The organism is Pseudalkalibacillus sp. NRS-1564 (assembly GCF_050467905.1).
GTDB lineage: Bacteria > Bacillota > Bacilli > Bacillales > Guptibacillaceae > Guptibacillus > Guptibacillus hwajinpoensis_B.
Genome location: NZ_JBITPM010000026.1, coordinates 43,172 through 67,412 on the forward strand (window position 1 = coordinate 43,172; position 24,241 = coordinate 67,412).

Annotated in this window: 27 protein-coding genes; 12 read left to right on the forward strand and 15 right to left on the reverse strand. The window is 40.3% G+C overall.

Annotated elements, in window-relative coordinates; all coding sequences use genetic code 11:
* Positions 1–52 precede the first annotated feature (52 nt).
* From msrA to ACIFPW_RS13090, 4 genes are read right to left on the reverse strand one after another with little or no spacing between them, the layout of a single operon-like run.
* A complete protein-coding gene (msrA, locus tag ACIFPW_RS13075; protein ID WP_430244840.1) occupies positions 53–1,180 on the reverse strand; it encodes a peptide-methionine (S)-S-oxide reductase MsrA in 1,128 nt (375 codons plus the stop codon).
* A gap of 3 nt (positions 1,181–1,183) precedes the next feature.
* Positions 1,184–2,227, reverse strand: a complete 1,044-nt coding sequence (locus tag ACIFPW_RS13080; protein WP_430244842.1) for a sensor histidine kinase — start codon at positions 2,225–2,227, stop codon at positions 1,184–1,186.
* The gene (locus tag ACIFPW_RS13085) at positions 2,224–2,916 is read right to left on the reverse strand and encodes a response regulator transcription factor (protein WP_430244843.1); all 693 of its coding nucleotides are present in this window, start codon (positions 2,914–2,916) and stop codon (positions 2,224–2,226) included. Before ACIFPW_RS13085 ends, ACIFPW_RS13080 begins: the two co-directional genes overlap by 4 nt.
* A 12-nt stretch (positions 2,917–2,928) precedes the next feature.
* Complete coding sequence (locus tag ACIFPW_RS13090; RefSeq protein WP_430244845.1) at positions 2,929–3,420, reverse strand: DM13 domain-containing protein; 492 nt, start codon at positions 3,418–3,420, stop codon at positions 2,929–2,931.
* 246 nt (positions 3,421–3,666) lie between these two features.
* Between ACIFPW_RS13090 and ACIFPW_RS13095 the strand changes: the two genes are divergently transcribed.
* A complete protein-coding gene (locus tag ACIFPW_RS13095; protein ID WP_430244847.1) occupies positions 3,667–4,035 on the forward strand; it encodes a winged helix-turn-helix transcriptional regulator in 369 nt (122 codons plus the stop codon).
* Positions 4,036–4,124: 89 nt separating this feature from the next.
* Here the strand turns inward: ACIFPW_RS13095 and ACIFPW_RS13100 are convergent, their stop codons facing one another.
* Complete coding sequence (locus ACIFPW_RS13100) at positions 4,125–5,102, reverse strand: acyltransferase family protein (RefSeq protein ID WP_194218823.1); 978 nt, start codon at positions 5,100–5,102, stop codon at positions 4,125–4,127.
* Positions 5,103–5,440: 338 nt separating this feature from the next.
* Between ACIFPW_RS13100 and ACIFPW_RS13105 the strand changes: the two genes are divergently transcribed.
* Positions 5,441–6,931: a carbon starvation CstA family protein gene (locus ACIFPW_RS13105; RefSeq protein ID WP_430244849.1), complete on the forward strand. Its 1,491-nt coding sequence runs from the start codon at positions 5,441–5,443 to the stop codon at positions 6,929–6,931.
* On the opposite strand, the gene ACIFPW_RS13110 is transcribed toward ACIFPW_RS13105, so the two are convergent.
* The 3 genes from ACIFPW_RS13110 to ACIFPW_RS13120 all read right to left on the reverse strand — a co-directional run bounded on the left by ACIFPW_RS13110 (position 6,903) and on the right by ACIFPW_RS13120 (position 9,349).
* Positions 6,903–7,508 (reverse strand): nitroreductase family protein, encoded by a 606-nt coding sequence (locus ACIFPW_RS13110; protein ID WP_194218821.1) that lies wholly within the window; start codon positions 7,506–7,508, stop codon positions 6,903–6,905. The genes ACIFPW_RS13105 and ACIFPW_RS13110 overlap by 29 nt on opposite strands.
* Before the next feature lie 176 nt (positions 7,509–7,684).
* Positions 7,685–8,677, reverse strand: a complete 993-nt coding sequence (locus tag ACIFPW_RS13115) for a Gfo/Idh/MocA family protein (RefSeq protein ID WP_430244851.1) — start codon at positions 8,675–8,677, stop codon at positions 7,685–7,687.
* 15 nt (positions 8,678–8,692) lie between these two features.
* On the reverse strand, positions 8,693–9,349 hold the full coding sequence (locus tag ACIFPW_RS13120) for a GTP pyrophosphokinase (RefSeq protein ID WP_430244853.1): 657 nt from the start codon (positions 9,347–9,349) through the stop codon (positions 8,693–8,695).
* 193 nt (positions 9,350–9,542) lie between these two features.
* Here ACIFPW_RS13120 and ACIFPW_RS13125 point away from each other — a divergent pair, with 193 nt between their 5' ends.
* Positions 9,543–9,740 carry a hypothetical protein gene (locus ACIFPW_RS13125; protein ID WP_430244854.1) on the forward strand — a complete coding sequence of 66 codons (198 nt, stop codon included), beginning with the start codon at positions 9,543–9,545 and terminating at the stop codon, positions 9,738–9,740.
* Between the two features lie 43 nt (positions 9,741–9,783).
* On the opposite strand, the gene ACIFPW_RS13130 is transcribed toward ACIFPW_RS13125, so the two are convergent.
* Positions 9,784–11,109 carry a short-chain fatty acid transporter gene (locus ACIFPW_RS13130; RefSeq protein WP_430244856.1) on the reverse strand — a complete coding sequence of 442 codons (1,326 nt, stop codon included), beginning with the start codon at positions 11,107–11,109 and terminating at the stop codon, positions 9,784–9,786.
* 118 nt (positions 11,110–11,227) lie between these two features.
* The gene (gene hpaB / locus ACIFPW_RS13135) at positions 11,228–12,670 is read right to left on the reverse strand and encodes a 4-hydroxyphenylacetate 3-monooxygenase, oxygenase component (RefSeq protein ID WP_430244858.1); all 1,443 of its coding nucleotides are present in this window, start codon (positions 12,668–12,670) and stop codon (positions 11,228–11,230) included.
* Positions 12,671–12,860: 190 nt separating this feature from the next.
* Here hpaB and ACIFPW_RS13140 point away from each other — a divergent pair, with 190 nt between their 5' ends.
* A complete protein-coding gene (locus ACIFPW_RS13140) occupies positions 12,861–13,595 on the forward strand; it encodes a SurA N-terminal domain-containing protein (RefSeq protein ID WP_430244860.1) in 735 nt (244 codons plus the stop codon).
* Positions 13,596–13,620: 25 nt separating this feature from the next.
* Here the strand turns inward: ACIFPW_RS13140 and ACIFPW_RS13145 are convergent, their stop codons facing one another.
* Entirely contained in the window at positions 13,621–14,034 is a 414-nt protein-coding gene (locus ACIFPW_RS13145) for an acyl-CoA thioesterase (RefSeq protein WP_430244862.1), read from the reverse strand.
* A gap of 209 nt (positions 14,035–14,243) precedes the next feature.
* On the opposite strand from ACIFPW_RS13145, the gene ACIFPW_RS13150 reads away from it, so the two are divergent.
* Entirely contained in the window at positions 14,244–14,666 is a 423-nt protein-coding gene (locus ACIFPW_RS13150; RefSeq protein WP_430244865.1) for a VOC family protein, read from the forward strand.
* Between the two features lie 144 nt (positions 14,667–14,810).
* On the opposite strand, the gene ACIFPW_RS13155 is transcribed toward ACIFPW_RS13150, so the two are convergent.
* Complete coding sequence (locus ACIFPW_RS13155) at positions 14,811–15,791, reverse strand: NERD domain-containing protein (RefSeq protein ID WP_430244956.1); 981 nt, start codon at positions 15,789–15,791, stop codon at positions 14,811–14,813.
* Between the two features lie 139 nt (positions 15,792–15,930).
* On the reverse strand, positions 15,931–17,625 hold the full coding sequence (gene ilvD / locus ACIFPW_RS13160) for a dihydroxy-acid dehydratase (RefSeq protein ID WP_430244867.1): 1,695 nt from the start codon (positions 17,623–17,625) through the stop codon (positions 15,931–15,933).
* Positions 17,626–18,012: 387 nt separating this feature from the next.
* Between ilvD and ACIFPW_RS13165 the strand changes: the two genes are divergently transcribed.
* Positions 18,013–18,663, forward strand: a complete 651-nt coding sequence (locus tag ACIFPW_RS13165; RefSeq protein WP_430244869.1) for an SRPBCC domain-containing protein — start codon at positions 18,013–18,015, stop codon at positions 18,661–18,663.
* Positions 18,653–19,093 carry an SRPBCC family protein gene (locus tag ACIFPW_RS13170; RefSeq protein WP_430244871.1) on the forward strand — a complete coding sequence of 147 codons (441 nt, stop codon included), beginning with the start codon at positions 18,653–18,655 and terminating at the stop codon, positions 19,091–19,093. Before ACIFPW_RS13165 ends, ACIFPW_RS13170 begins: the two co-directional genes overlap by 11 nt.
* A gap of 57 nt (positions 19,094–19,150) precedes the next feature.
* On the opposite strand, the gene ACIFPW_RS13175 is transcribed toward ACIFPW_RS13170, so the two are convergent.
* A complete protein-coding gene (locus ACIFPW_RS13175) occupies positions 19,151–19,309 on the reverse strand; it encodes a DUF1540 domain-containing protein (RefSeq protein ID WP_194218808.1) in 159 nt (52 codons plus the stop codon).
* A gap of 171 nt (positions 19,310–19,480) precedes the next feature.
* Here ACIFPW_RS13175 and ACIFPW_RS13180 point away from each other — a divergent pair, with 171 nt between their 5' ends.
* Complete coding sequence (locus ACIFPW_RS13180) at positions 19,481–20,680, forward strand: MFS transporter (RefSeq protein ID WP_430244872.1); 1,200 nt, start codon at positions 19,481–19,483, stop codon at positions 20,678–20,680.
* Between the two features lie 89 nt (positions 20,681–20,769).
* Positions 20,770–21,312 (forward strand): DUF6944 family repetitive protein, encoded by a 543-nt coding sequence (locus ACIFPW_RS13185; RefSeq protein WP_194218806.1) that lies wholly within the window; start codon positions 20,770–20,772, stop codon positions 21,310–21,312.
* 40 nt (positions 21,313–21,352) lie between these two features.
* Here ACIFPW_RS13185 and ACIFPW_RS13190 read toward each other — a convergent pair whose 3' ends face one another.
* Positions 21,353–21,904, reverse strand: a complete 552-nt coding sequence (locus ACIFPW_RS13190) for a DJ-1/PfpI family protein (RefSeq protein ID WP_430244874.1) — start codon at positions 21,902–21,904, stop codon at positions 21,353–21,355.
* A gap of 184 nt (positions 21,905–22,088) precedes the next feature.
* Here ACIFPW_RS13190 and ACIFPW_RS13195 point away from each other — a divergent pair, with 184 nt between their 5' ends.
* From ACIFPW_RS13195 to ACIFPW_RS13205, 3 genes are all read left to right on the forward strand, one after another.
* Complete coding sequence (locus ACIFPW_RS13195) at positions 22,089–22,967, forward strand: LysR family transcriptional regulator (RefSeq protein ID WP_430244876.1); 879 nt, start codon at positions 22,089–22,091, stop codon at positions 22,965–22,967.
* Positions 22,968–23,083: 116 nt separating this feature from the next.
* Entirely contained in the window at positions 23,084–23,515 is a 432-nt protein-coding gene (locus ACIFPW_RS13200; RefSeq protein WP_430244878.1) for a carboxymuconolactone decarboxylase family protein, read from the forward strand.
* Positions 23,516–23,689: 174 nt separating this feature from the next.
* Positions 23,690–24,229, forward strand: a complete 540-nt coding sequence (locus ACIFPW_RS13205; protein WP_430244880.1) for a PadR family transcriptional regulator — start codon at positions 23,690–23,692, stop codon at positions 24,227–24,229.
* Positions 24,230–24,241 lie beyond the last annotated feature (12 nt).

Here is a 24,241-nt window from a genome sequence, read left to right on the forward strand (position 1 = left end):
TCTTATTCAACTACTCTTATTCTTCTATCATGAACAAAAAAAGCAGAATCCATTAGGATTCTGCCCCTTCTTCAAATTCATCCAAATATTCTCCGTAACCCTTTTCTTTCATTTCGTCTTTTGGAATAAAATCAAGCGCTGCAGAGTTTAAGCAATAGCGGAGACCTGTTGGTTCAGGGCCATCTTCAAACACGTGACCTAAATGAGAGTCAGCGTTCTTACTTCTTACTTCCGTCCTAACCGTAAACCATCTTTTATCCTCTTTCTCTACAATGTTCTCAGGTACAAGGGGCTTTGTGAAGCTAGGCCATCCTGTTCCTGATTTATATTTATCCGCTGAACTAAAAAGAGGTTCTCCTGAAACGATATCGACATAGATTCCTTCTTCTTTGTTATCCCAATACTCATTATCAAAAGCTTTCTCTGTGTCGTCCTCTTGCGTCACACTATATTGAATCGGTGTAAGCATCTCTTTTAGCTCTTCATCAGAATACGTGAGATTTGTCTTCGCTTCTGGTGCATTTACCTCAAGATCATCTCCCCATGCTTTCTCAAGAAACTGATCTCGTCCTGAATTATTTCGATAATATTTATAACGCAGCTCATTTTCTTTGTAATAATCTTGATGATACTCTTCCGCTACATAAAATGTTTCTGCTTGTTCGATAGGCGTGACAATAGGTTTATTAAATCTGTTTGAACTTTGAATTTCTTCCTTAGACGCTATAGCAGCTTTCTTTTGCTCTTCATTATGATAGAAAATTCCAGATAAATATTGGTCTCCCCTATCAACAAACTGTCCTTCATCATCAGTAGGATCGATTTGTCTCCAAAATACATCTAACAATGTATCATAGCTCACAACGGAAGGGTCATAATATACTTGGACAGCTTCTACATGCCCGGTTCCACCAGAAGATACCTCTTCATAAGAAGGGTTTTCTGTATTCCCGCCAGTATAGCCTGAGACCGCTTCTCTTACGCCATCTAATTTCTCAAACGGCGGCTCCATACACCAGAAACATCCTCCTGCAAAAGTCGCCACCGCTTCATTATCCTGTACAGCTTGTGCTGGCTCGCTTCCATAAGAACGTTTAAAAATCACATCATAAAGTTTTGGAATAGCAAATACGAGCACTGCCGCAATTCCAATTAACAGAAACCATCTCGTTATCTTCATTCATTATTCCTCCTTCTTCTCAAGTGGAAGCATAAACCAAAATTCGCTGCCATGACCTACGTTACTTTCAACGCCTATCTTCCCTCCATGAAGCTCAATCAATTGTCTCGATATGGCTAGACCCAGTCCGGAACCCCCGTACCTTGTGTTACGCGATTTCTCAACACGGTAAAAACGATCAAAAATCCGTTCTTGTTCTTCTTTCGGAATTCCGTTTCCTTCATCTCTTATAAAGAAGAGAGCAGCTGTCTCAACCTTTTTCAGTGTAATATGGATCGTAGAATGATCATCTGAGAACGCGATTGCATTTTGAATTAAGTTCGTAAGCACGCGTTTGATATGGTCTGGCATCATAGGGATGACACCTAGCTCTTCATCAATTTCAACTGCAAGTTCAATCTCTCTCTCTTGTAGCTTGCGATCGAACTGCTGTAGCGTTTCAACTAAAACGACGTCAGGGTGAACGAATCTAGGTTCATATGGTAAAGTGCCACTTTCTAGTTGAGATAAATTCAACAGCTCTTCAATCAAGTGGCTAAGCCGTTCTGTTTCTCTTTCGATCGTATCTAGATACTGTCTTTTTGTTTTCTCATCTGTAACGACGCCATCTTGAAGTGCTTCAGCAAAGGATCGAATCGAAAAAACAGGTGTCCTTAAATCATGAGAAACGTTCGCAATCAATTCTGTTTTGTATTGCTCCGAACGCTTCACTTCTGAAAACATTAGATTTAGCTTCTCGGACATCACATTGAAATGCTGTGCAAGCTCCTGTATTTCTGTTGGCCCTTGCTCTGCCACCTTGACATCGAACTTTCCTTCAGCGATTCTGCTCGTATCTTCCGTCATCTGATTCACTGACTTCAAAATTTGCGATGTGAATATAAAATGAGCCAACATCGATAGAGAACCAGCTCCAATCGTAATGAACGTAAGGGTGAGGATCAGTTCAGGTGAAAGGACCATTCTTACGTAACTAATAATGAGAAAGACTAGGATAAAAGCAATCGATATCCCATTGGCAAGCATTAGCATCGTTCGCAATTTCATGTTGATTCTCCTTCAAACTTATACCCGATGCCCCATACGGTTTTAATCCATTTAGGCTCTGCTGAATCTTTTTCAATTTTTTCACGTAGACGTCTTATATGAACATTTATCGTATTGCCATCACCGTCGAATTCATATCTCCATATCGCTTCAATCAATTGTGAGCGAGGAAAGACACGTGTAGGATGACTGGCTAACAAATAGAGAAGTTCAAATTCCTTAACAGTCAATTCCACTTCATTCCGATCGACTGTTACTTTTCTTCGAGATTCATCAATTGTAAGCTCACCGTACGTTAAGAAAGAGGCCTTCTCCGCATGTTGTCGTTTCGTCCGCCGCAATATATTTCGCACTCTAAGAACAAGCTCTCTTGGGCTAAACGGTTTAGTTAAATAATCATCCGCGCCGACCGTTAATCCTAAAAGACGATCTCGTTCCTGACCTAAAGCTGTCAGCATAATAATAGGAACATCATCGACCGCTCGAATCTCCTCCGCCGTTTCCATTCCATCTTTTAACGGCATCATCAAATCAAGTACAATGAGATCTGGCTTCTCTTTTTCCCACCTACTTATAGCCTCTTCTCCATCTGCTGCAGTAATCACGTGATACCCATCTCTCTCCAAATACCTCCTACTAACGTCAAGTATGGATTCTTCATCATCCACTAGTAGGATTTTTTCTGCCAATGCACTTCACCTCTATTCCTTATGAAACAGTTCCGCAAAGCCGAAATCAACTTCAAAAGCTTTGCACCAAACGACAATCCGATCGCCTTCTTCAAGTGAAGACGAATCAGGAATGCGATAGTTCTGACTGCCAACATTTCCTTTCAATTTCCCAAGTATCGTTCCTTCATCTGTTGACTGCCCTTCTTTTACGAGTACAGTATATAAGTCAGGACCATTCGTCACTTCGAAGTTCTCAAACCTAACCCATTGTTTTGAATCGGTGTAAAACGATGTGACGTTACCTGAAGCATGATGGGTATCATCACCATCGACGAATATCCCTGAGTGGGATACAGCTGGTGATTCTTCATCGGATGTCTCTTCAGCATTAGTTGTTGCTTCAATCGTTGTCGGGAGATCTTCATCAACCACTTCATCAAGAAAAAGAGGAGAAACCATCCACCATCCAACTACGATCAAAAGCACAAGAAAGATACTTCCAATCCATCCTTTCTTACTCATCAACATCCTTCCTTCCTCTTATAGGATATCCTCATCATAAGAAATAAAAATTAGTGATTCCTGAAGAAAGTATTACGATTTGATTAACTCTTCTCTAGTGTAACTCATTTTAAACGTTGCGTAGATGTTTGATCGGTTTTGAAAAGGGGTCCGGGTGTATCATCATTTTTCTGGTTAAACAAAGCTATAGGTGATAGGATATGAGTATAGAATTCAACCATATATTTATTGTAAGGAGTATATACGATGAAAAAATATAATATTCCTGTCGAAGCTGCCCTGGAAGTGATCGGAGGAAAGTGGAAAGTCGTCATACTCTGTCATTTAATAGAAGGCACAAAGCGTACAGGTGGACTTAAAAAGTTGATGCCTGGTATTACTCAGAAAATGCTGACCCAACAGCTACGTGAGTTAGAGACAGATGGTGTGATACTAAGAAAGGTCTATAACCAAATCCCCCCTAAGGTTGAATATTCTCTTACGGACTATGGATGGTCTTTAAAAGAAATTCTGGATTCACTTTGCGCTTGGGGAGAACAACATATTGAGAAAACCTATCCGCGTAAAGAAGACGTTCTTCTTCAGCCTGAAGAGCGTGACACAATGAAAGCCTAATTGCCACTCTTTCCACGGAGCTCATATCAGAATCAACCATCCCATATAAAAAACGGTACGCCACTCAATAGTGACGTACCGTTTTTTTGTTATCTTCGTGCAGATGTCAATTTGTCAGGAGATGGTAGCCACCTGTCGAACGCCAATAGTTTCGAAAAGAAAGGCATTGCGAACAAAGTGGAAATAAATAAAGTAAAGACTAAAATAAAAGGTACGCCCCATATCGTGGCGATAACTTCAGACGACTGCTGTTCTAAGAACCATTTAATAACAAATCCATGGAACAAGTAAATCGCAAAAGTTCTTGATCCGAGTGGTGTAAATACAATTGGTCCCTCTGGAATCATTGAAAAGAACAAGAACATCACAATTGCTGTACCAACATAATAAGTTAGTCGAATCAACAAGTCTGTGTTTGATTCATAAACATACGTACCATAAAGTAGATCAGCAAGTCCTTCTATTTTGTATAAATAAAACAGTAGGAACAATCCGCCGAGCACAACAGGGGCTATCCACTTCATATGTGGAAATCTGATCGGTTTTTTTCGACATCCCATGACCATCCCAAGTACGAAGAAAGGCAAGAAAACAAAAAGTCGATCTAATGATAAAAATCTCTCAACATCAAAATAACCCACAGCGAGCCCTGCACCAATACTTAATGGAAGCAAAATGCTTGCTTTCATTTTAAGCAAAAGCGGTGAAATCAGTTTATAAGCGGCTATACATAAAAGGAACCACATTGCCCATCGCGGCGTTAGAAACTCGATTGCAAATGACTTTTGATAAAGGTTTGTATAATAAATCGAATAAACAACTTGAAAAATCACATAAGGTAATAAAAATGTTGTGAATATTTTCCAGAAATACCTAGTTCCAGATGCTTTTCTAGTGAAATAACCAGCTAGGAAAATAAATGCAGGCATGTGAAAAATAAAAATAACGTGGTAGAGACTATACAAAAAACGTGAATCGTCAATAAATGGAGTGAGCATATGTCCGCCCACTACTAACAATATTAATATAGCTTTACTATTATCAAAATACGCAATACGTTCTGACACGAAAAACAACCTCCTCAAAGGATTGAAAGACGATCACACGTATCGTCTTTCTCTATATACCCACTTTTTCGTATTTTCACCCTATATCTTTGTAAGTTATTCGCACCTCACCTATATTAATCTGTCAATATCACCAAAAGAAAGAATATTCAGATGATGTTTTCATGTAATTCACACCCTTTTTACTAGTTAACACCAGGTCAAACGAACCAATTTTCAATGAAAACGTTTGAATTAATAGAAAAATGTATTTTTTCTGAATAATTCTATTGTTTTTTCTCCCGGTGGTGAGTAGAATGAATGTTATATTTTCATACATCGAAAAGGAGGCGGGAGACATGATCACATTTGTCGGAGCCATTTGTTTATTGATTGTTGGCTATTACGTTTATTCTAAGGTGGTTGAACGAATTTTCGGCATAGACGATGATCGTGAAACGCCTGCATATACAAAGCAAGACGGCATGGACTTTATGCCAATGAGCTGGTGGAAAGGAAGTTTGATTCAGCTACTTAATATTGCTGGACTAGGTCCTATTTTTGGAGCCGTTCTTGGTGCTCTTTATGGACCAGTTGCGTTTATTTGGATCGTCATTGGTTCCATCTTCGCAGGGGCTGTTCATGATTATTTCTCCGGTATGATGTCGCTTAGACATAACGGTGAACAATATCCATCTCTCGTAGGTCGTTACCTTGGGAAGGGCGCAAAAGGAACAATCAATATTATCTCGATCGTTCTGATGATTCTAGTAGCTGCTGCCTTTACAGCTGGACCTGCCCAGCTGATGGCGCAGGTTACACCGCTTAATTTTACAATGAGCTTAGTCTTAATCTTTGCTTATTTCGTTTTAGCAGCCATTCTTCCAGTTAATAAAATTATTGGGCGTATTTATCCGATTTTCGGCGTCATTCTTATTCTGATGGCCGTGTCAATCGCAATCGGCTTGTTCTTTATGGACAATCCTGTACCAAACTTAACATTAGCAAATCTTCATCCAGATAATTTGCCATTATGGCCACTCTTAATGATCACAGTATCTTGTGGAGCGATTTCAGGATTCCATTCGACTCAAAGCCCAATCATTGCAAGAACAATGAAACGTGAAAGCGATGGAAAAAAGGTTTTCTATGGAGCGATGATTGCAGAGGGAGTCATTGCTCTTATCTGGGCTGCTGCCGGAATGACTTTCTTTGGAAGTACAGGTGGACTTCAAGGTGCCCTTGCAGCAGGAGGACTGTCTGGGGTTGTAAATGAAATCAGTTCATCCTTACTTGGAACGTTTGGAGGCATCTTAGCAATCGTCGGCGTCATCATACTTCCGATCACAACGGGGGATACATCACTTCGATCGTCTCGAATGATGTTAGCTGATTTGTTTACTAAAAAAGGAAAGTCAGAAGCGGCAGATGGAAAAGGCAAAACGCTTTTGTTAACGGCAGCTGTTGCCACACCAACTTTTCTTTTAACCCAAATTGATTACACTTTCCTTTGGAGATACGTAGGATTCACGAATCAGCTTGTTGCCACTGTGATGCTTTGGACAGCGGCCATGTATCTAGTTAAAAAACAAAAATTCCATTGGATTTGTAGCGTTCCAGCACTTTTCATGACTATGACCGTAGCTACCTATCTCTTTCTTGCACCAGAAGGATTTCAGCTACCTTATGCGACATCCATGTTCATGGGTGGAGGCATCACATGTTTAACTGCTGGATGGTTTGGTTATCAACTGTGGAATGCACGCAAAAAAAGAAAACGTACCAGTAGAAAAAGTAGCATAGAAAAAAGAACATTCCTCTTTACATATAAGAGGAATGTTCTTTTTTAGATTGGGGCGCCGTGTCGCAAATTGTGAGGCTGTTCTTAATGGATTTCCGCTCTTTAGGATTCGGAATAACAGCGGGCTTTCCAATATGAAGCATGCCAACAATAACATCATCAGCTTCTAGACCGATTCCTTCTCGAAACACCGGATCAAAAATAAATCCATTTGTTTTCCAAACGACTCCAAGTCCTTTTGACCAGGAAAGAAGCTGGACATTTTGTATGAACGCACATGTAGCTGCAAAATCTTCATGTCTTTCTTTAGCTGATTCAGAGGACTTCATATAAACAACTAAATGAATGGGGATTTCATTAATGAATTGATTGATTTTCTCCTTCTTCTTCTCGCTCTTCTCTTCATCCAACTCATTTCGGACAATGCTTTCCTGCACTTGATCAATGAGTTGACCTTTCCCATCCCCTTTGTATAGGACAACTTCCCATGGTTCTCTAAATTTATGGTTTGGAGCCCATTTGGCATCTTCAAGTATCTCCACAATTGTATGTAGAGGAATATCGTCTGGATGAAATTTGCGAATCGTTCTTCTCGAAACAATTGTATCCTGAATCATCTCATACATCTCTAAAGCACCCTTTCTATATATACCTGCTTATCGTTGTGGCAATTAGATTTATTCAGATAAACTATTCTAATACTTATTTTATTGATAATGATTATCAATGTCAAATGGAAAATGATCATATTATGAATTTTACCCATTAGATCACTTTTAACGAATTAAAAAAGAAGCCTACTTTATAGGCTTCCGCTTTTCTGATAATAATTTGCCACAAGCTGATCCATTACTTTACTTGTTCGTAAAGCTGTCTTACCCGTACTTGGTGAATGAATTTCTCCATTCAACTCATTTACGATCGTCTGAATTAAAGGCTGTTGAACATGCTCAGGGTAGACGACTTCGATTTCACGTTCGCCCTGTTCATCTTTCAGAATCATTGGACGCTCTTGGAGAGTGGAATAGAGGAGTGACCCTTTATCACCAACAATCTCATTCCAATCTTCATTCTTATAAGAATTAAAGCACCATTGCCCCGTACCGTGAACACCTGATTCAAAGACGTATGAACCAGAGACAATATCTTCAGCCTGATATAGCTCCGCCTGATTCGTTGCAAATCCATTTACACTTTCAATAGGTCCAAGTACATAATCAAGAAAATCTAACGTATGACTTGCAAGATCAAAGAAGTGACCACCGCCTGAAATTTCCGGCTGCACGCGCCATGGCAAGTTTCCGTTCTTTTCTTGTTCAGAAGCTTTCTTATGGTGCACCGTAGTAACAAATCGAATGTTACCAAGAGCTCCACTCTCGATTACTTCCTTCACTTGCAGTAAGGCAGGCATAGCACGGCGATAGAAGGCAACAAACAGTGGCACGTCGTTCTCTTCGCATGCCTTAATCATCTCCTCGCATTCCTCTGTATTTAGTGCCATTGGCTTTTCCACATAAACAAGCTTTGAGGCTCTAGCTGCAAGAATGGCGTATTCTTTATGTGTTGATGGTGGCGTAGCGATATAAATTGCATCTACTTCTTCATCATCAATGAGTGCTTCTGCATTTGTGTACCACTTTGGAACATTGTGTCTTCTAGCATAGTCTTCAGCAAGTGTGGCGTCTCGACGCATAACAGCAACGAGCTCTGAATTCTCGGCTTTCTGAAAACCCGGGCCGCTCTTCTTCTCTGTCACATTCCCACAACCGATGATTCCCCAGCGAATTTTCTTCACATGAACACCCCTAAATTAAGTTATTGTTTGCTTCTCTTCTTTTTCATGCTCTTTAAATTCATTTACTTCGTCTTTAATTCTCATCATTTTGGCATCAAGGTAATGCACAATCTCGGCTGCCTCTTTTAATTCATCACTAAGATTTCCAGGTATTTCACCTTCAAATTTATAATAAATTTTGTGCTCTAAGCTTGCCCAGAAATCCATTGCAATTGTACGCAGTTGAATTTCAACTCTTACTAACTCAGGACCCTTTGATAAAAAGACTGGAATTTCAACAATCAGATGCAAACTTTTATAGCCATTCGGCTTTGGATTCTTAACATAATCTTTTACATCGATTAAGCGAATGTCATCCTGACTTTCAATCATTTCATAGATTCGATAAATATCATTTGTAAAGGAACACGTCACACGAACTCCAGCAATATCGTTTATATGTTTTTTTACATTTTCAGTTGTTATTTCAAGACCTTTACGTTCAAGCTTCGCCATAATGCTTTCTGGTGACTTAATGCGAGACTTTACATGCTCAATAGGGTTATGTTGATGCACAAATTGAAATTCATCATTTAAGATAGTTAACTTTGTATTAATTTCATCCAGAGCAAATTTATAAATAAATAAAAAATTCTTCCATTCTTCTATTCGTTCTTGGAATTCCTTCTTCATACTGAAATCATCCTCTCACCACATACGGTACCACATTTTTGTGAATGGAGTATGAACGACCTTTGACGAACTCTAAACAATATTCTTTTACATGTCCTTGGATTGATAGAAATTTATTATGCCTGTCGATTTTATTTTGTCGCCTAATTCTTTTGAGAAATTATGTTAAACTGACAGGAAAAGGAGGAGAATAATGAATAAACCGAAATTTCATCCTTTCACCCTGATCAATCTATTCATTAGCGCCGTGGCAATGGGGATGTTTGCCTATGATATGTATAGTGAGAGCAAATTAGCCTACACCCTTACTTTTGTTATACTTTGTCTCTTTTTCACTTCTTCTGCAATCTATGGAATCATACGAAACCAAAAGCTAGATCGCGCGAATTAAATCAATCCACTACCCTATTGCAAAGGGGAGGAAATCCCCTCCCTTAACTTATGAAAACAAGCCCTAACGAAATTGCCACTCCACTTACGATTAGAACAATAAAGCAGTATCCCATAATGTCTTTCGCTTTTAATCCCGCAATCGCAAGAGCAGGCAATGCCCAAAACGGTTGGATCATATTTGTCCAGGCGTCTCCCCATGCGACAGCCATTGCCGTTTTAGGAACGGAAACCTCAAGCGCTTTTGCTGCATCTAGCATAATAGGTGCCTGAACCGCCCATTGCCCCCCACCAGAAGGGACAAAGAAATTCACAATTCCTGCACTTAAAAAAGCAAAGAATGGAAAGGTAAATTCGTTTGAGATGGAAACAAACCCTTCTGAAAGCTGAGCAGCAAGACCAGAAGCCACCATCATCCCCATTATCCCTGCATAAAAAGGAAATTGAATAATAATCCCGCTAGCTCCTTTAACTGCATTACCTACAGATTCAAGAAACAGACGCGGTGTACCATGAAAAAGAATGCCCAGGAAGAGAAAGCCAAAATTCACGATATTTAAATTCAGTTCAAATCCGGCGTTTACGAAATAATAAACAAGATAAGCAAGCCCAACAAATGAAATGATCATCGAGATGACGCGACTATTCTCGAGACGCTCAGCAGGTGTTAAATCTCCCTCCACAGTTGTAGCATGAAGGTTCCCTTCTTCTAGCAAAGTGCGATCAATTTGGACACGCTCTTCTTCCGCTGGAGACATAAAGTAATTAATAAGGGGTAACAGAATAAATAATGACGCGACAATAACGAGATTAAATAGGGAAAAGATTGTTTCCTTCGTTGATATGGTTCCAATGAGATCGGCTGTAAAATGATCAGGTGTTGCAATAGTCAATGGTATCGATCCAGCTAACCCACCATGCCACACAAGAAATCCACTATAGGCACTTGCGATCAGCAATCGGTAATCTATTTTTTCTACTTTTTTAGCAAGCTCTTTCGCATATAATGCTCCGATCACGAGACCAAATCCCCAATTGATCCAGCTTGCTACTAACGATACGAGTGTGACATACACAATGGCTTGTCCAGGCGTTTTCGCTCTCGCCGCAAGAAAACGGAGGCCTTTCTTGAAAAGAGGACTACTCGCAAGAACATATCCTGTTACAAGAACGAGTACCATTTGCATAGAAAAAGCTAGTAAACTCCAAAACCCTTCTCCAAAGTATTGCACCATCTGAACCGGTGAACTTCCAGTAAAAACAAGTCCAAATGCAAATACCACGAAAGTGAGGATGATCACAAATAAAAACGGATCGGGTAAATAGCGTTGCATGATGCGATTCGAAAATGAAATAGATGCTTTTAGCATATCTTCAACTCCTCTATGTATTGTGCCCCCTTCACATCATTCGTTAATAACAATCCCGTCTCCTTCCACACTTAAGAAAACGCTTACAAATCGAATTAAAAGCCGCACAGCGGCGACTTTATTCTCCTACTTTATTTAAGAATGCCTCAACCATATCGACATATGGCTGAGTATAATATCGGTTGTAATGAACAGCTGCAAGACGGACGGGATCCCCAAAGAAGAACCTTTCAAATTGTGTTTGACGAGAACCAAAGGCGCTCATACCAAGGTCCCAGGCCATTCGAAACAACCTGACTCGCTCTATCGCTTCAATATTCGCTCCTTGCAAATATTGTGCTAAATCTTCTTGGATATCGGAATTGAAATCTTTTTCAGTTGGTATGGAAATTAATCCACTTGCGCCGAGCAACTGAATAATTTCAATTAACCTCGGGTAAACAGTTGGAAAGTATTGACTGGCAGCTTTCAACGGCTGACTATCAGGTACAAGCGTTCCATAGTGATTGAGCTGACTATTGACCTCCGATGCCAGTAACAGAGCTTTCATAATCTCAAGAGTTGTGATAATTTCACTCATTTTTTGCTTCACATGCTCATACTCTTGAATTTGAATGGCATCTCCCATTGATTCGCAAAGCCCAAGAATATACTCTAACTTCACAACCTGCCTGCACACTGATTGAAATTGCAGAAACGTGTACATACCAGTCGCATCTTCCATTGCAGCAACGGTCTGGATATTCTTATATATAAAAACACATTCCCATGGTACAAGCACTTGATCAAACACAACAATAGAGTCATTTTCCTCAAATTGTGAGCCTAATGGATGGTCGAACTTCGAATCGCTATAGCAAAATGATTCCCTACATAGAAATTTGAGCCCTTTTGTATTTGATGGAATCATAAAACCAAAGATATACGAATCATCTAACGTATGCCCACCTGCGGGCAAGACAAGCAGTTCATCCGTCAATCCCCCCTGTGTCGCTAACAATCTTGCACCATGAATGACAATGCCTTCCTTCTTTTCTTCTACAACTTTAGCAGCTGTGATCGTAGAGTCATCAAAATATTGACCAATGGACCGATTTACCTGGGGATTAATAAATGTATGCGTTATGGATAGATCTTCTGTTCTTGCTTTTTCATATAATCTTTTGATGTTGTCACCAAAGACTTCCCGGTCCTCAGCAAAATGTTTAGCCGCAACACCAAGTGTCATAAGTAATGTATTCATATAGTCAGGCGAGCGCCCCATTAACCCCGCATTCAACCTTGCCCACTCCTGTGTTGCTTTTCGACGATTGGATAAATCTTTTATTCGCTTTGGTTGATGATAGGAAAACCCATATTCTTTCTTTAAATGAGGTAACGCATAACGAAAAAGCTCTTCATTTTCCTCCTTACACTGATACTCGTATAGAGCAGCTTTGCTTTTCACTATTCCTTTAAATGGTGCTAACTCCGATATTTTGCCTGTGCATTTCTCTCCTGCAATCCATACTTCATTATTGAGCGCATCAATACGCTCAACATATTGCTTCCCATTAATCATGGAGTCTCACCTCTTAGTAATAAACTTCTTATTACTCTATGCGCTAGGCATCCTAGAAGTTAGTGCTTCCACCTGAATCTCGAAAGAATGTAATAAGAATGTGGTATTTATCCCATACTTATTGTTAGGGGTTTTCAACTCTATCTTTTTGTGGAACAATAGACACAGCCTTTTGAAAGGAGCATGTGAATTGCGTAAATTAACTTACTTACTCATAACAGGTTTACTAATTGTTGTATTAGCTGCCTGTGGAGGAAATGAAGAAAGCAGTAATGACAAGAAAGAAGAAGATACAAATACAGAAGAACAAGCACAATCCGGAGAGCAGGAACAACCGGAAGTTGATAAAGTTGATGCAGATAAGGTAGTAGCAACCGTTAATGGTGAAGAAATTAAAGGGGAAGATTTCAATGCCCTTTATAGCCAGAGCCAAATGCAGTACGTACAAATGGGCCAGGAAGTGCCTAAAGATCAGCTAGACCAAATGAAAAAACAAGTCGCTGAAAGCATGGTTGGACAGGAATTAATTCTCCAAGCCGCTCAGAAAGAAGGCATTGAAGCTTCCGACGATAAGATCAAAGAAGAGCTTGCCGGTATTAAAGAGGGCTATGAAGATGAGAAGAAGTTCGAAGCAGCACTTGAACAAAGCGACATGACAATGGAAGATCTTGAAAAAGAAATTGCGAAGAACATCCAATATACAACTTACATCGACCAGGAAATCGAAGTGGATGAAGTGACTGAAGAAGAAATGAAAGAATACTATGATCAAGCAAAAGAACAGGGTACTTCAGAAGAAATGCCAGCTTATGAAGATGTGAAACCTCAGATCAAAAAAGGTCTAGAAGATGAACAAAAATCGAAGAAAACTCAAGAATTAGTTGAGAAATTAAAGAAAGATGCTGACGTTAAAATCAACATTTAACTTTTATGAAAAGCCACTAGCGAAGTTACTCGCTAGTGGCTTTTTGAGTTGTGTAAAGATGTGCTTCAAGCTGATTTCGTATGTCATCTGGTATTGGCATGCTTTTTTGTTGATCAAAATGATAGTTCACATACGTGGCCGATCCTGTTACACAAACTTTTTCTTTCTGATGAATTTCCTCATAAACCTCAAAACTCGTTCGCCCAATTCTCTTGATCCAAGTGTATACGGTTATCGGCGTTCCGTAATAGAGTTGGGAGAGGTATCTCGCATTCATTTTTAAAAGGACGCAGTGCCAATCATGAAAGGTTAAATCTGGATTAAACAGTCGAAAAATCGGATCTCGACCAGATTCAAACCACACTGGAATGACTGTATTATTAATATGTCCTGCTCCATCTGTTTCTGAGACCCTTGGATCAATTAATTTCTGATACATAGAGCACCTCCTATTGTTTTACTAATTCGCTCTGAAAAGCCACTCTTCCTTTCTTTAAAATAGCGTGAGTTTCCTTTCATATGCCCTACGAAAAACCCTCGCTGAATTGTGACATTTCGTGACGAACGAATGTTCTTTAGTATTTCTAGTCATAACGTTATACTAGATGTAGATAGACAAGCGACCTCATTTAAAGGAGAGTGAAGGCTATGAAGCACCATCCGATTCCTTATTTCACATTTGAAGGCACAGCGCGAGAGGCTTTGGCATACTACGAAGAAGTCTTTGAAGGCGAGATAACCGATCTCCAAACGTTCGGAGAAGCAGACTTTGAAACACCACCAGAAATGGACAATTACATCATGCACGCACGATTCAAAAAAGATGAGCTCTTTTTCATGGTATCGGATACTTTTTTGAACCAAAACGTAACTGTAGGTAATAACATCTCTCTTGCCCTCGAACTGGATAGCGCTGAAGAAATTGAGTCGCTCTATGTGCATTTGAAAGAAAAAGGCACCGTTTATATGGAGCTTCAGGATACCTTCTGGGGAGCGACAATTGCGAAGGTTAAGGATGCCTATGGAGTGATTTGGGATCTTAACTTTGAGAAATCCGGGTCGTCTAAATAGTAATGGGGGTCCTCCACGCGTGTGGGGGGCTTTTTTTGTGGTTGCTTGGTGGAGGAAATCCAGTTAATTCCGCGATTTTCTGGATAATTCCGCGAAATTCGATTTTATTCCGCGAAAACACGTATTATTTCCGCGGAAATTCAATTAATTCCGCGAAACATCAAAAAACCGAAAATCTAACTTATAGCGTCTTCCTTTTGTGGATCCAGTTGACTCCATTTTTAAAGATTTTAATAAACGAGTAGCAGCATCTCCGGAATCCATCTTCAAAAACCGTCTCGCCTCCTGATTCGTAATCTCTCTAGACACAAGCAACGCATAATCTTGAAGCGCTCTTAAGTGGGCATCACGCGAATAGGCACCACACCTCTCGCAATACCACCTACCATGCAGCCTCCTCATAGCCAGGCGAGCACACTCTGGACAAGCTACACCAACTAGCAAGTCATTCCGAGAAATTGAAAATCGCTTCAGTACATCTCGGTCAAGCGGCTCATGTAGCTTAACAAGAGTACGCCCCAGCTTTCTTACTTCCTTCATCGTTAACCATAATTCCCCATATCGTTGATCCAGTGACTTCACTTTTGTAGGCAGGTACTCACTTCGAATAACTTTTGAAGAAATGAATTGAACCGCCTCGGTCGCTTTTATAACTGCTCTTCGGTTAGCGATGACAATAAGCGTTTCAATAGGTACTTCAGGTATTTTCATTTTTTGAAGTAAAGCGCGAAGTTGGGAACGCTGACGTTCCACCTGAGTGAGGGGATTTGGGAAGGCTTCTTCTTTCGTGTCAGAAATGCGTATTAATTGATTGAATGTAGGATCAAAATTGAGAATGCCTGAAATGTTTTTCACTTCAAGAATCAGAAGATAGTGCTGGCTGATTACAAGCGTATCTATTTGAAAATGATGAACACCGTCAGAAATACGCAAGTCATGATAGATTGAAAACAGCTTATCGTCTAAAAAACTTAGAGGGAAATCCATGGATTTCTCACCTGATATTCCTGCTTGGTACATGGAAAGTTGCTCCTTCACTTCTTCAAAGCGTAGATGATGAGAAGGGAGGCGATCCAATAAGGTACTTAATTTGTGGAGATGTAGCGGGGGATCGTGTTCTTTCATTATCAAATGGGTACTCACTCCTCTAGCTTTTATTTTACCTATACAAATTCATTCTCCGCCGCTCAATCATTTCCTTTGCTGAATAAAATGAAAAAGCCAGCTTCTTCATACAGAAGAAAGCTGGCTTTTGGACGAAAATTTATTCAATATCCAAATCCGTTACGGCGCCTTTTGCGGATGAGGAAACAAGTCTTGCGTACTTACCTAAAATTCCTGTTTTGTATCTAAGCTCAGGTCGTACCCATTCTGCACGGCGACGCTGTAGTTCTTCATCTGTCACGTCAAAATTAATTTGTTGCTTATCACTATCGATGGTGATGGTGTCGCCTTCTTTTAAGAGGCCAATCGGTCCACCAACAAATGCCTCCGGAGATACGTGGCCGATAACGAAACCGTGCGATCCACCTGAGAAGCGACCGTCTGTCATAAGCGCTACCTTCCCATTCAATCCTTTCCCAACAATCATGGAAGTAATGGATAGCATTTCCGGCATTCCTGGTCCGCCTTTAGGACCTACATTACGAATAACGAGAACGTCACCTTCTTTAATATCATCCGCTTCGATTGCTGCAGTTGCTTCTGCTTCGTTATTATAAACGCGAGCTGGTCCTGCAAAGTGGCTAATCTTTTGACCGGACATTTTTGCAACAGAACCTTCAGGAGCTAGATTACCTCGAAGTACAACAAGTGGTCCGCTTGCTTTAATCGGATCATTAAGAGAACGGATAATTTCTTGTCCTTCTTTTAGCGATGGGGCTTCGGCCAAGTTTTCTGCGACCGTTTTTCCAGTCACTGTGAGGCAATCTCCGTGAAGCAAGCCATGCTCATGAAGAAGCTTCATGACAGCAGGTACGCCACCAATTTCATATAGATCTTGCATCACATATTTACCGCTCGGCTTCATGTCTGCGATGTATGGAACACGTTCGCGAACGCGTTCGAAATCATCCAATGATAAGTCGACACCAGCTGAGTGAGCCATTGCCGTTAGATGCAAGAAGGCATTAGTTGAACCACCAAGGGCCATTACGACTGTGATCGCATTCTCAAATGCTTCTTTTGTCATAATGTCACGAGGGTAGATGTCTTTTTCAAGAAGAGAAACCACTAGTTCTCCAGCCTGACGACATTCAGATTCTTTATAATCATTCACTGCAGGTGTTGAGGATGATCCTGGGATACTCATCCCTAGAGCTTCAACCGCAGAGGCCATTGTGTTTGCGGTATACATTCCACCACACGCTCCTGCTCCAGGACATGCAGAGCATTCAACTTTGTGTAGCTCTTCTTCGTTAATTGTTCCAGCTTGATATTGTCCAACCGCTTCAAATGATGAAACAATGTCGATATCATTTCCATTCAGTTTACCTGGCTGAATCGTACCACCGTACACGTATACGGACGGAATGTTCATACGACCAATTGCGATTAAGCAACCTGGCGTTGTTTTGTCACAGCCGCCAATCGCTACAATGCCATCAAGACGTTCTGCATTTGTGACCGTTTCAATCGAGTCAGCGATAATCTCACGACTTGGGAGAGAATAAAACATTCCTTCATGACCCATCGCAATACCATCAGAAACGGTAATCGTATTAAAAATCATTGGCGCGCCGCCGTTATCCTTAGCGCCCGCTTTCGCCTCACGCGCAAGAGAATCAATATGTACGTTACACGGCGTAACTTCACTCCACGTACTCGCTACACCAATCATTGGTTTTTTGAAATCTTCATCGGTAAAACCGACTGCTCGAAGCATGGAGCGGTTAGGTACTCGATTTACACCTTCACTGATTACTTTACTTCTGATTCGAAGATCTTTTTTGCCTTCCATTCCAATCACCCTTCCACATCACCTATAAAATTAGATAATTGATTCAATTCCAAATTTATATTCTTTGATGATACTAGTTTTCATGCTTTAACGCAAACAAATATCAGAAATTTCTTATAAACATTTGATAGCCAAGTAAATATTCCATTCATTACCTGTCATTCTCACTTGTTGGTTTGGTTAGAATAGCTTACGATTGGGCCACTTATTATGTTACCTTATAGTCACATTTCGGAGTGATGAGATGAACAAAGAAGAAGAACTATCGATCACATTCAGAGCATTAACGCACCCCATTCGAAGAGAGATATTGGACTTGCTAAATAACGGTCCAAAACAACGGGTGAAATAAGTGAGGCTTTCGCTAATATACGTTGCTATGCAGTTATGAAGCATCTCACAATACTTGAAGAAGCCAACCTTGTGCTTGTTCGCCGTAAAGGAAGACAGCGGCTGAATTTTTTAAACGCTGTCTCGCTACAAAAAATGGCTGATCGGTGGATGAGTCATGTTCAATCAAACGTTGCTTCCTCTTTATTAACATTACAATCAACTATTGAAAGGGGCGTTACTCAAATGGAGAACGAATTTAAGCTAGATACGTTTCAAATTGAACAGGAAGTGCGCATTGAAGCTCCGATCGAAAAAGTCTTTGCTTCATTGACAGAAGACATTAACTCCTGGTGGGCTTATCGCTTATGTGGAGAAGACTCAACACTTTCATTTGAAAATGAAATAGGTGGTCGATTTATAGAAAAGGGAAAAAACAGTCAGGCTCTTTGGGGTACCATCACTTATCTACATGCACCATATGAAATTCGCTTAAATGGCCTTCTTGGCATGACAGGGGCAGTTACGAGTGGCTACGCATATACACTAAAAGAAGATCGTGGGGCAACGCTCCTCTCCCTTTCTCATCAAGCATCAGGTCTACTTGATCCTAACTGGCATTCCGCTTATGAGGAAGGGTGGAAAGAGCTGCTTGGGACATTCCTTAAAAATTATGTAGAACAAGGGAAAAGATACAATGCAAACTAAAAAAATCGAAGTGAAAACAAGTATTTTGATTGAGCGGCCACCTGAAGTTGTTTTTAACTACATCACAAATTTCGAGAACAATCCAGATTGGCAAAGCGGTATGGTTTCGGCTAAGTTTATCAATGGGGTGTTGAGAGAAGGGGCGACATACGATCAAGTAGCTAAATTTCTCGGAAAAGAAATCAAAACCACTTTTATTGTTCGCCAATACAATCCGTACCACAAAATTCAAATCGAAAGCGTTGATAGTACGTTTCCGATTAAAGTCACAAGAGAAGTACAAGTTGCAGGTGAAGGTTGTGTCGTTAAGGCTGTCGTTGAAGGAAATCCAGGAAGACTCTTTTCACTTGCTCGTCCTGTTCTGAGTAAATTGGTGCAGCGCTCCATTGAGAAAGACTATGCTCATTTAAAACAACTATTGGAAGCGTAAACGAGAAGCCGCCCTCGCTTGAGGACGGCTTTTTTTAATGGTAACGCCTCAGAGAGTTTAAAGGGTACCAGGCTCAAATGTTTTACAATCCGTTTCTTCACTATTGCTTGCTTGATTTCCTTTATGACTGACAACGTAGATTTCGTCTGCTCCACACTGCTTACCATTTCGGTTGTGGACACAATTTGATACCTCGCATAATACATCCATAGCCATTCCCTTCACCTCCTTCTTTCTAGCATAAACAAAATAAGCTGAAGGCATACCGGTCGGATTATATTAGGTCCTTTACCATTCGTTAGCATTAAAACTTTCTTCGAATTCCGTAATTTATATTTACCGCTCATGGTATGATATTAGAAACTAAAGAAGATCGAGGTCAAAATGATGTGGCAGAACAAAAATGTCTGGATTTTATTAACCGGTGAATTTGTAGCTGGACTCGGCTTATGGCTCGGTATTATTGGTAACTTAGAATTTATGCAAGAGAAAGTGCCTTCTGATTTTATGAAAGCTGTCATACTTGCGATCGGACTTCTTGCTGGTGTAGCGATTGGCCCCTATGCAGGACGAGTGACCGATCAAGTGAAAAAGAAGACGGTGATGATCGTAGCTGGACTTGCACGAGCCATTAGCGTGATCTTTATGTTAGTGGCTCTTCAAACGGGGTCCGTTCTCTGGATGGTTGTTTTTCTCATTCTTATTCAGACCGCTGCGGCTTTTTACTTTCCTGCTCTCCAAGCCGCCATTCCACTTGTCGTGAAAGAAAAAGAGCTCCTGCAAATGAACGGGATTCATATGAATGTCGCTACACTTTCAAGAGTACTGGGTACAGCTATTGCCGGAATCTTTCTTGTGATTATGTCTTTATCGACTATGTATATTCTTTCTTTAGGAGCCTACCTTATACTTGTGATTTTTACGCTTTTTCTTGCGATCGATGAACCGACCGTCTCTGTTTCGCATCGATCAAAAGCAGAAAGTGGCTTCAAGCATTTGTTCCCTATTATCAAACAGCTGCCAATTGTGACAATGACACTAATTATGACGATGGTTCCTCTTTTGTTTATTGGTGGTTTTAATTTGCTTGTTATTAGTATTAGTGAACTTCAAAATCCTCTCATCAAAAGTTGGATTTACACCGCTGAAGGTCTTTCCTTCATGATCGGTGCTTTCGCAGTCAAAAGGCTTTCTAGGAAACAATCACCATACACAATTTTATTTCTTTTTTCATTTATTATTGGCCTCTCTCAACTGCTGCTCTTTTTCGCAAACAGCCCGATGCTTTCCGTTGTAGCATTTGCGGTATTCGGTTTCTCAGTCGGCTGCTTCTTTCCAACAGCTGCTACCATTTTCCAAACGAGGGTACCTAAAGAATATCACGGTCGTTTCTTCTCATTCCGCAACATGCTTGATCGCATCATTTTTCAAGTTGTGCTCTTATTAACGGGATTGATGCTTGATTTGATCGGACTTCAAATGATGTCTGTCATCTTTGGAATAATGTCGATGGCAATCACAGCTATTTTCTTCTTTAAATATCGCCAGAACGTCTATATTAAGCCTTTGAATGTTGATGTGAGTTAGTTTCCAATCAAATCCCCCCGTTTGATTAACCGATTTTCCTATTTTGTATAGAATACAATAGGGCGACTTTTGAAGAAGGCGATCACATCATGAACAATGAAATAAAAGGTGTATTTGGATCATGGGTACAGGCAATTGGAACGATCTTAGCCGCTATTGGAAGTACACCTATAAAAGAAATCCCCTCCTCAATACTTGATAGTTTAAATCTTATTGGAAATGTGATGCAGGGAACAGGAAACGCTCTAATCGCTGATACGATTACTCCCCCTTCATTAGACAAGATTGGCAATCAGCTTCAGGCAATTGGGAATTCGACGGTTGTGACAGGGATTCTGATTGATTTTGATGATCGAGTGAAGCAAATACTGAATATTGACGGAAACTGGCTCCAAGCTCTTGGTGGAGGGGTATCTCTTGCAGATGCATTAGACGGAGAAGTCTCTGCTTCAGCGTTGTATAGCATTTATGGGAACTTCCTTCAGGCGGTCGGTAATTCACTACAAGCAATTTCAGGAATTAAAGAACTCAATAATGAAGAAGCAACAAATATTAATGTCGTAGGAAGCTGGATTCAGGCGGTTGGCTCTGTCATTTCAGCTATTGGCCAAACGAAATATCCTTCCTCTTAAAGAACCCCCTGATCGATCAATCAGGGGGTTTCGTGTGTCATTATTTTAATAAACGGAGAAATTCTTTCATGAAGCCTGGTAAATCTGGCCAGGCCTGCCCCGAGACGAGGTTATCGCGCGTATGAACCTTTTCATCAATGTATGTAGCGCCACATGCGGTTACATCTGGTTTACATGCTGGATACGCGGTATATTCGCGATCTTTCATAATATCAGGAACCACATTAAGAACCTGTGCCGCATGACAAATTGCACCTACTGGTTTATTTTCTTCAAAGAAATGTCTTACGATGCCAGGTACGCTCTCATCCATTCGAATGTATTCTGGTGCTCGTCCGCCTGGAATAATTAAACCATCGTACTCTGCCGGATTAATTTCTGCAAACGCTGCGTGTGATTCAATTCCATAGGCTTGCTTCTCAACAAACGTTTCCATTTCATCTGTAAAGTCGTGGCATACCGTTTGTAGTTTTTTAGCGGTAGGGGATGCGATCGTCACGTCAAAACCTTCCTCTAGACAGCGATAGTAAGGGTAGAAAATCTCAAGCGCTTCAACAGCATCACCGGAAATGATTAATACTTTTTTACTCAAAACGAGCACCTCCATAAGATATTTGATTGCCTTCTTCATTACCCCTCTTTTTTACATATGTAACAGCTCTCGTAAAAAATAGGTCTAGAATCCCCGTCTATGGTTGAATTCGCATATGATTTGCGACTACAATAAACCATAATGCATTTCTCATTCTGATGGGAATAGAGACAGGAGCTTTCATATGGACATTAAGCAGTTAGCCTATTTCGTTGAAGTTGCGAAGCAAAAAAGCTTTACGAAAGCCTCACACTCGCTCTACATCTCACAGCCAACTTTAAGTAAAATGGTGAAAAGTTTAGAAGCCGAGTTAGATGTTGAACTACTCGATCGCTCGGCACGATCGAGCGAACTAACCGATGCAGGAAAAATCGTGTATCTTCAAGGTGAAAAAATACTGAATATGGTAGACGATCTTTCTTCTCACTTATATGACATGATGAACTTAAAGAAAGGGCACATTAAAGTTGGTCTCCCGCCACTCATCGGCGCCCTCTACTTCCCAGGTATTTTGAAAGGATTTCAAGAACTCTACCCCGACATTACGATTGAACTAATGGAGCACGGAGCTAACATTGCTCAACAAAAAATCCTTGATGGAGAACTAGATTTTGCAGTCGGCCTCTTACCTGTCAATGATACAAGATTTGAAACACTTCCGTTTACAAAGGAAGAATTAATGCTTTTTGTGCACAGTTCGCATCCAATCGCCGAAAAAAGTGAGGTCTCAATCAGTGATTTACGAAATGAGCAGATCATTCTATTTAGTGAAGACTTCATGCTCCATGATCAGATGATTGAACAGTGTCGCCAAGCAGGTTTTGAGCCTCAAATATCGTATGTTAGTTCTCAATGGGATTTCATAAGCGATATGGTTAGTCACAATTTAGGAATTACGTTCTTTCCTAAATCTATTCTAAGAAAAATCAATCAAGATAATGTGGTCTCTGTCCCGATTGTAAATCCTTCAATCCCATGGGACCTGGGGATTATCCTCCGAAAAGAAAAATATATCTCTTACGCATCCCGTGCTTTTATAAACTACATTAAGTCTTCTATCTAGTTGTATACCTCATTCGAATAGAGTCTAATCAATATAGGTATTTCACACAAAAGCTTCCGCGCGGTATAGTAGGACACCTGATCCTACTAAAGGATATATTATAGGAGGCTTTTACAATGGAAAAAGATCTCCTGCAGCAAGTTCTAGATAAATTAATGGAATACACATTATCGTCAAATGAGGACATATCAACTCATTTGAAAATTTCAGATAATCTGGAGGAAATTGCTCCTGATGTTGGTAAATATATTATCGAATTTGCTTACAGAGACATCTACTCTCGTGATGGGTTAACGAATCAGCAAAGAGCGCTCATTACCCTTTCATCACTTGTGACTCAAGGAACAGAACCTCAGCTTGAACTCCACATCAATACCACACTCACCTCCTGGCTGACGGCATCAGAGGTTGTGGAAGCTATCATACAACTCATTCCCTATACAGGCTTTCCACGAGTTCTTAATGCGCTTACGCTTGCCAAAAAAGTGTTTACTCAACGCAACCTGGAAGTTTCATACAACGAAGAAACTAAATTAGTATCTGAATAGAATTCCAATCAAGTCGTCCAAAAGGGCGGCTTGTTTTTTAGATCGTATTAAAAAAAGCGGATAGACATAATGCCAACTGTAAATAAAATCCATTATTCAATTTCCATATTGTTAAAAAACGTGCTATTATATATATCTAATTGATACATATCTTTTAGATATAGGGTGAGAAATATGGAAAAACAGTCAAATACGAAATTTGCTATTTTAGGCTTACTAACTACCGGTTGTCGCACTGGCTATTCAATGAAGCAAATGATGGATGGTAGCTTGAATCATTTTTGGAAAATCAGCTACGGTCAAATTTATCCGACGCTGAAAAATCTTCTGGATGAAGAACTTATTACGGTCCAAAAACAAAGCGAATCCGGTAAGCCAGACAAAAAGGAATATGAATTAACACAATTTGGCTGGGATGCGCTCAAAAAGTGGATGGAAACGCCTGTTGAGGAAGTAGCTTTAGAGAAAAATGAGTTATTGCTTAAGCTATTTTTTAGTCAGCATCAAAGTGATGAAGCAGTCGAAAAGCAATTGGAAAGCTACCTCGCCAAACTACTCGATCGCTTCAAGACTTATGAAGCCATCGAGGAGATGATTGTACAAACGTATGGTGATCAAGGGGATGCTAAGTTCTGGCTTATGACTCTTGACTATAGGAAACGAACGACAAAAGCTGCTATTGAATGGGCAAAGGATGCGAAAATAAAGCTCTAGAGGAGGAAATTC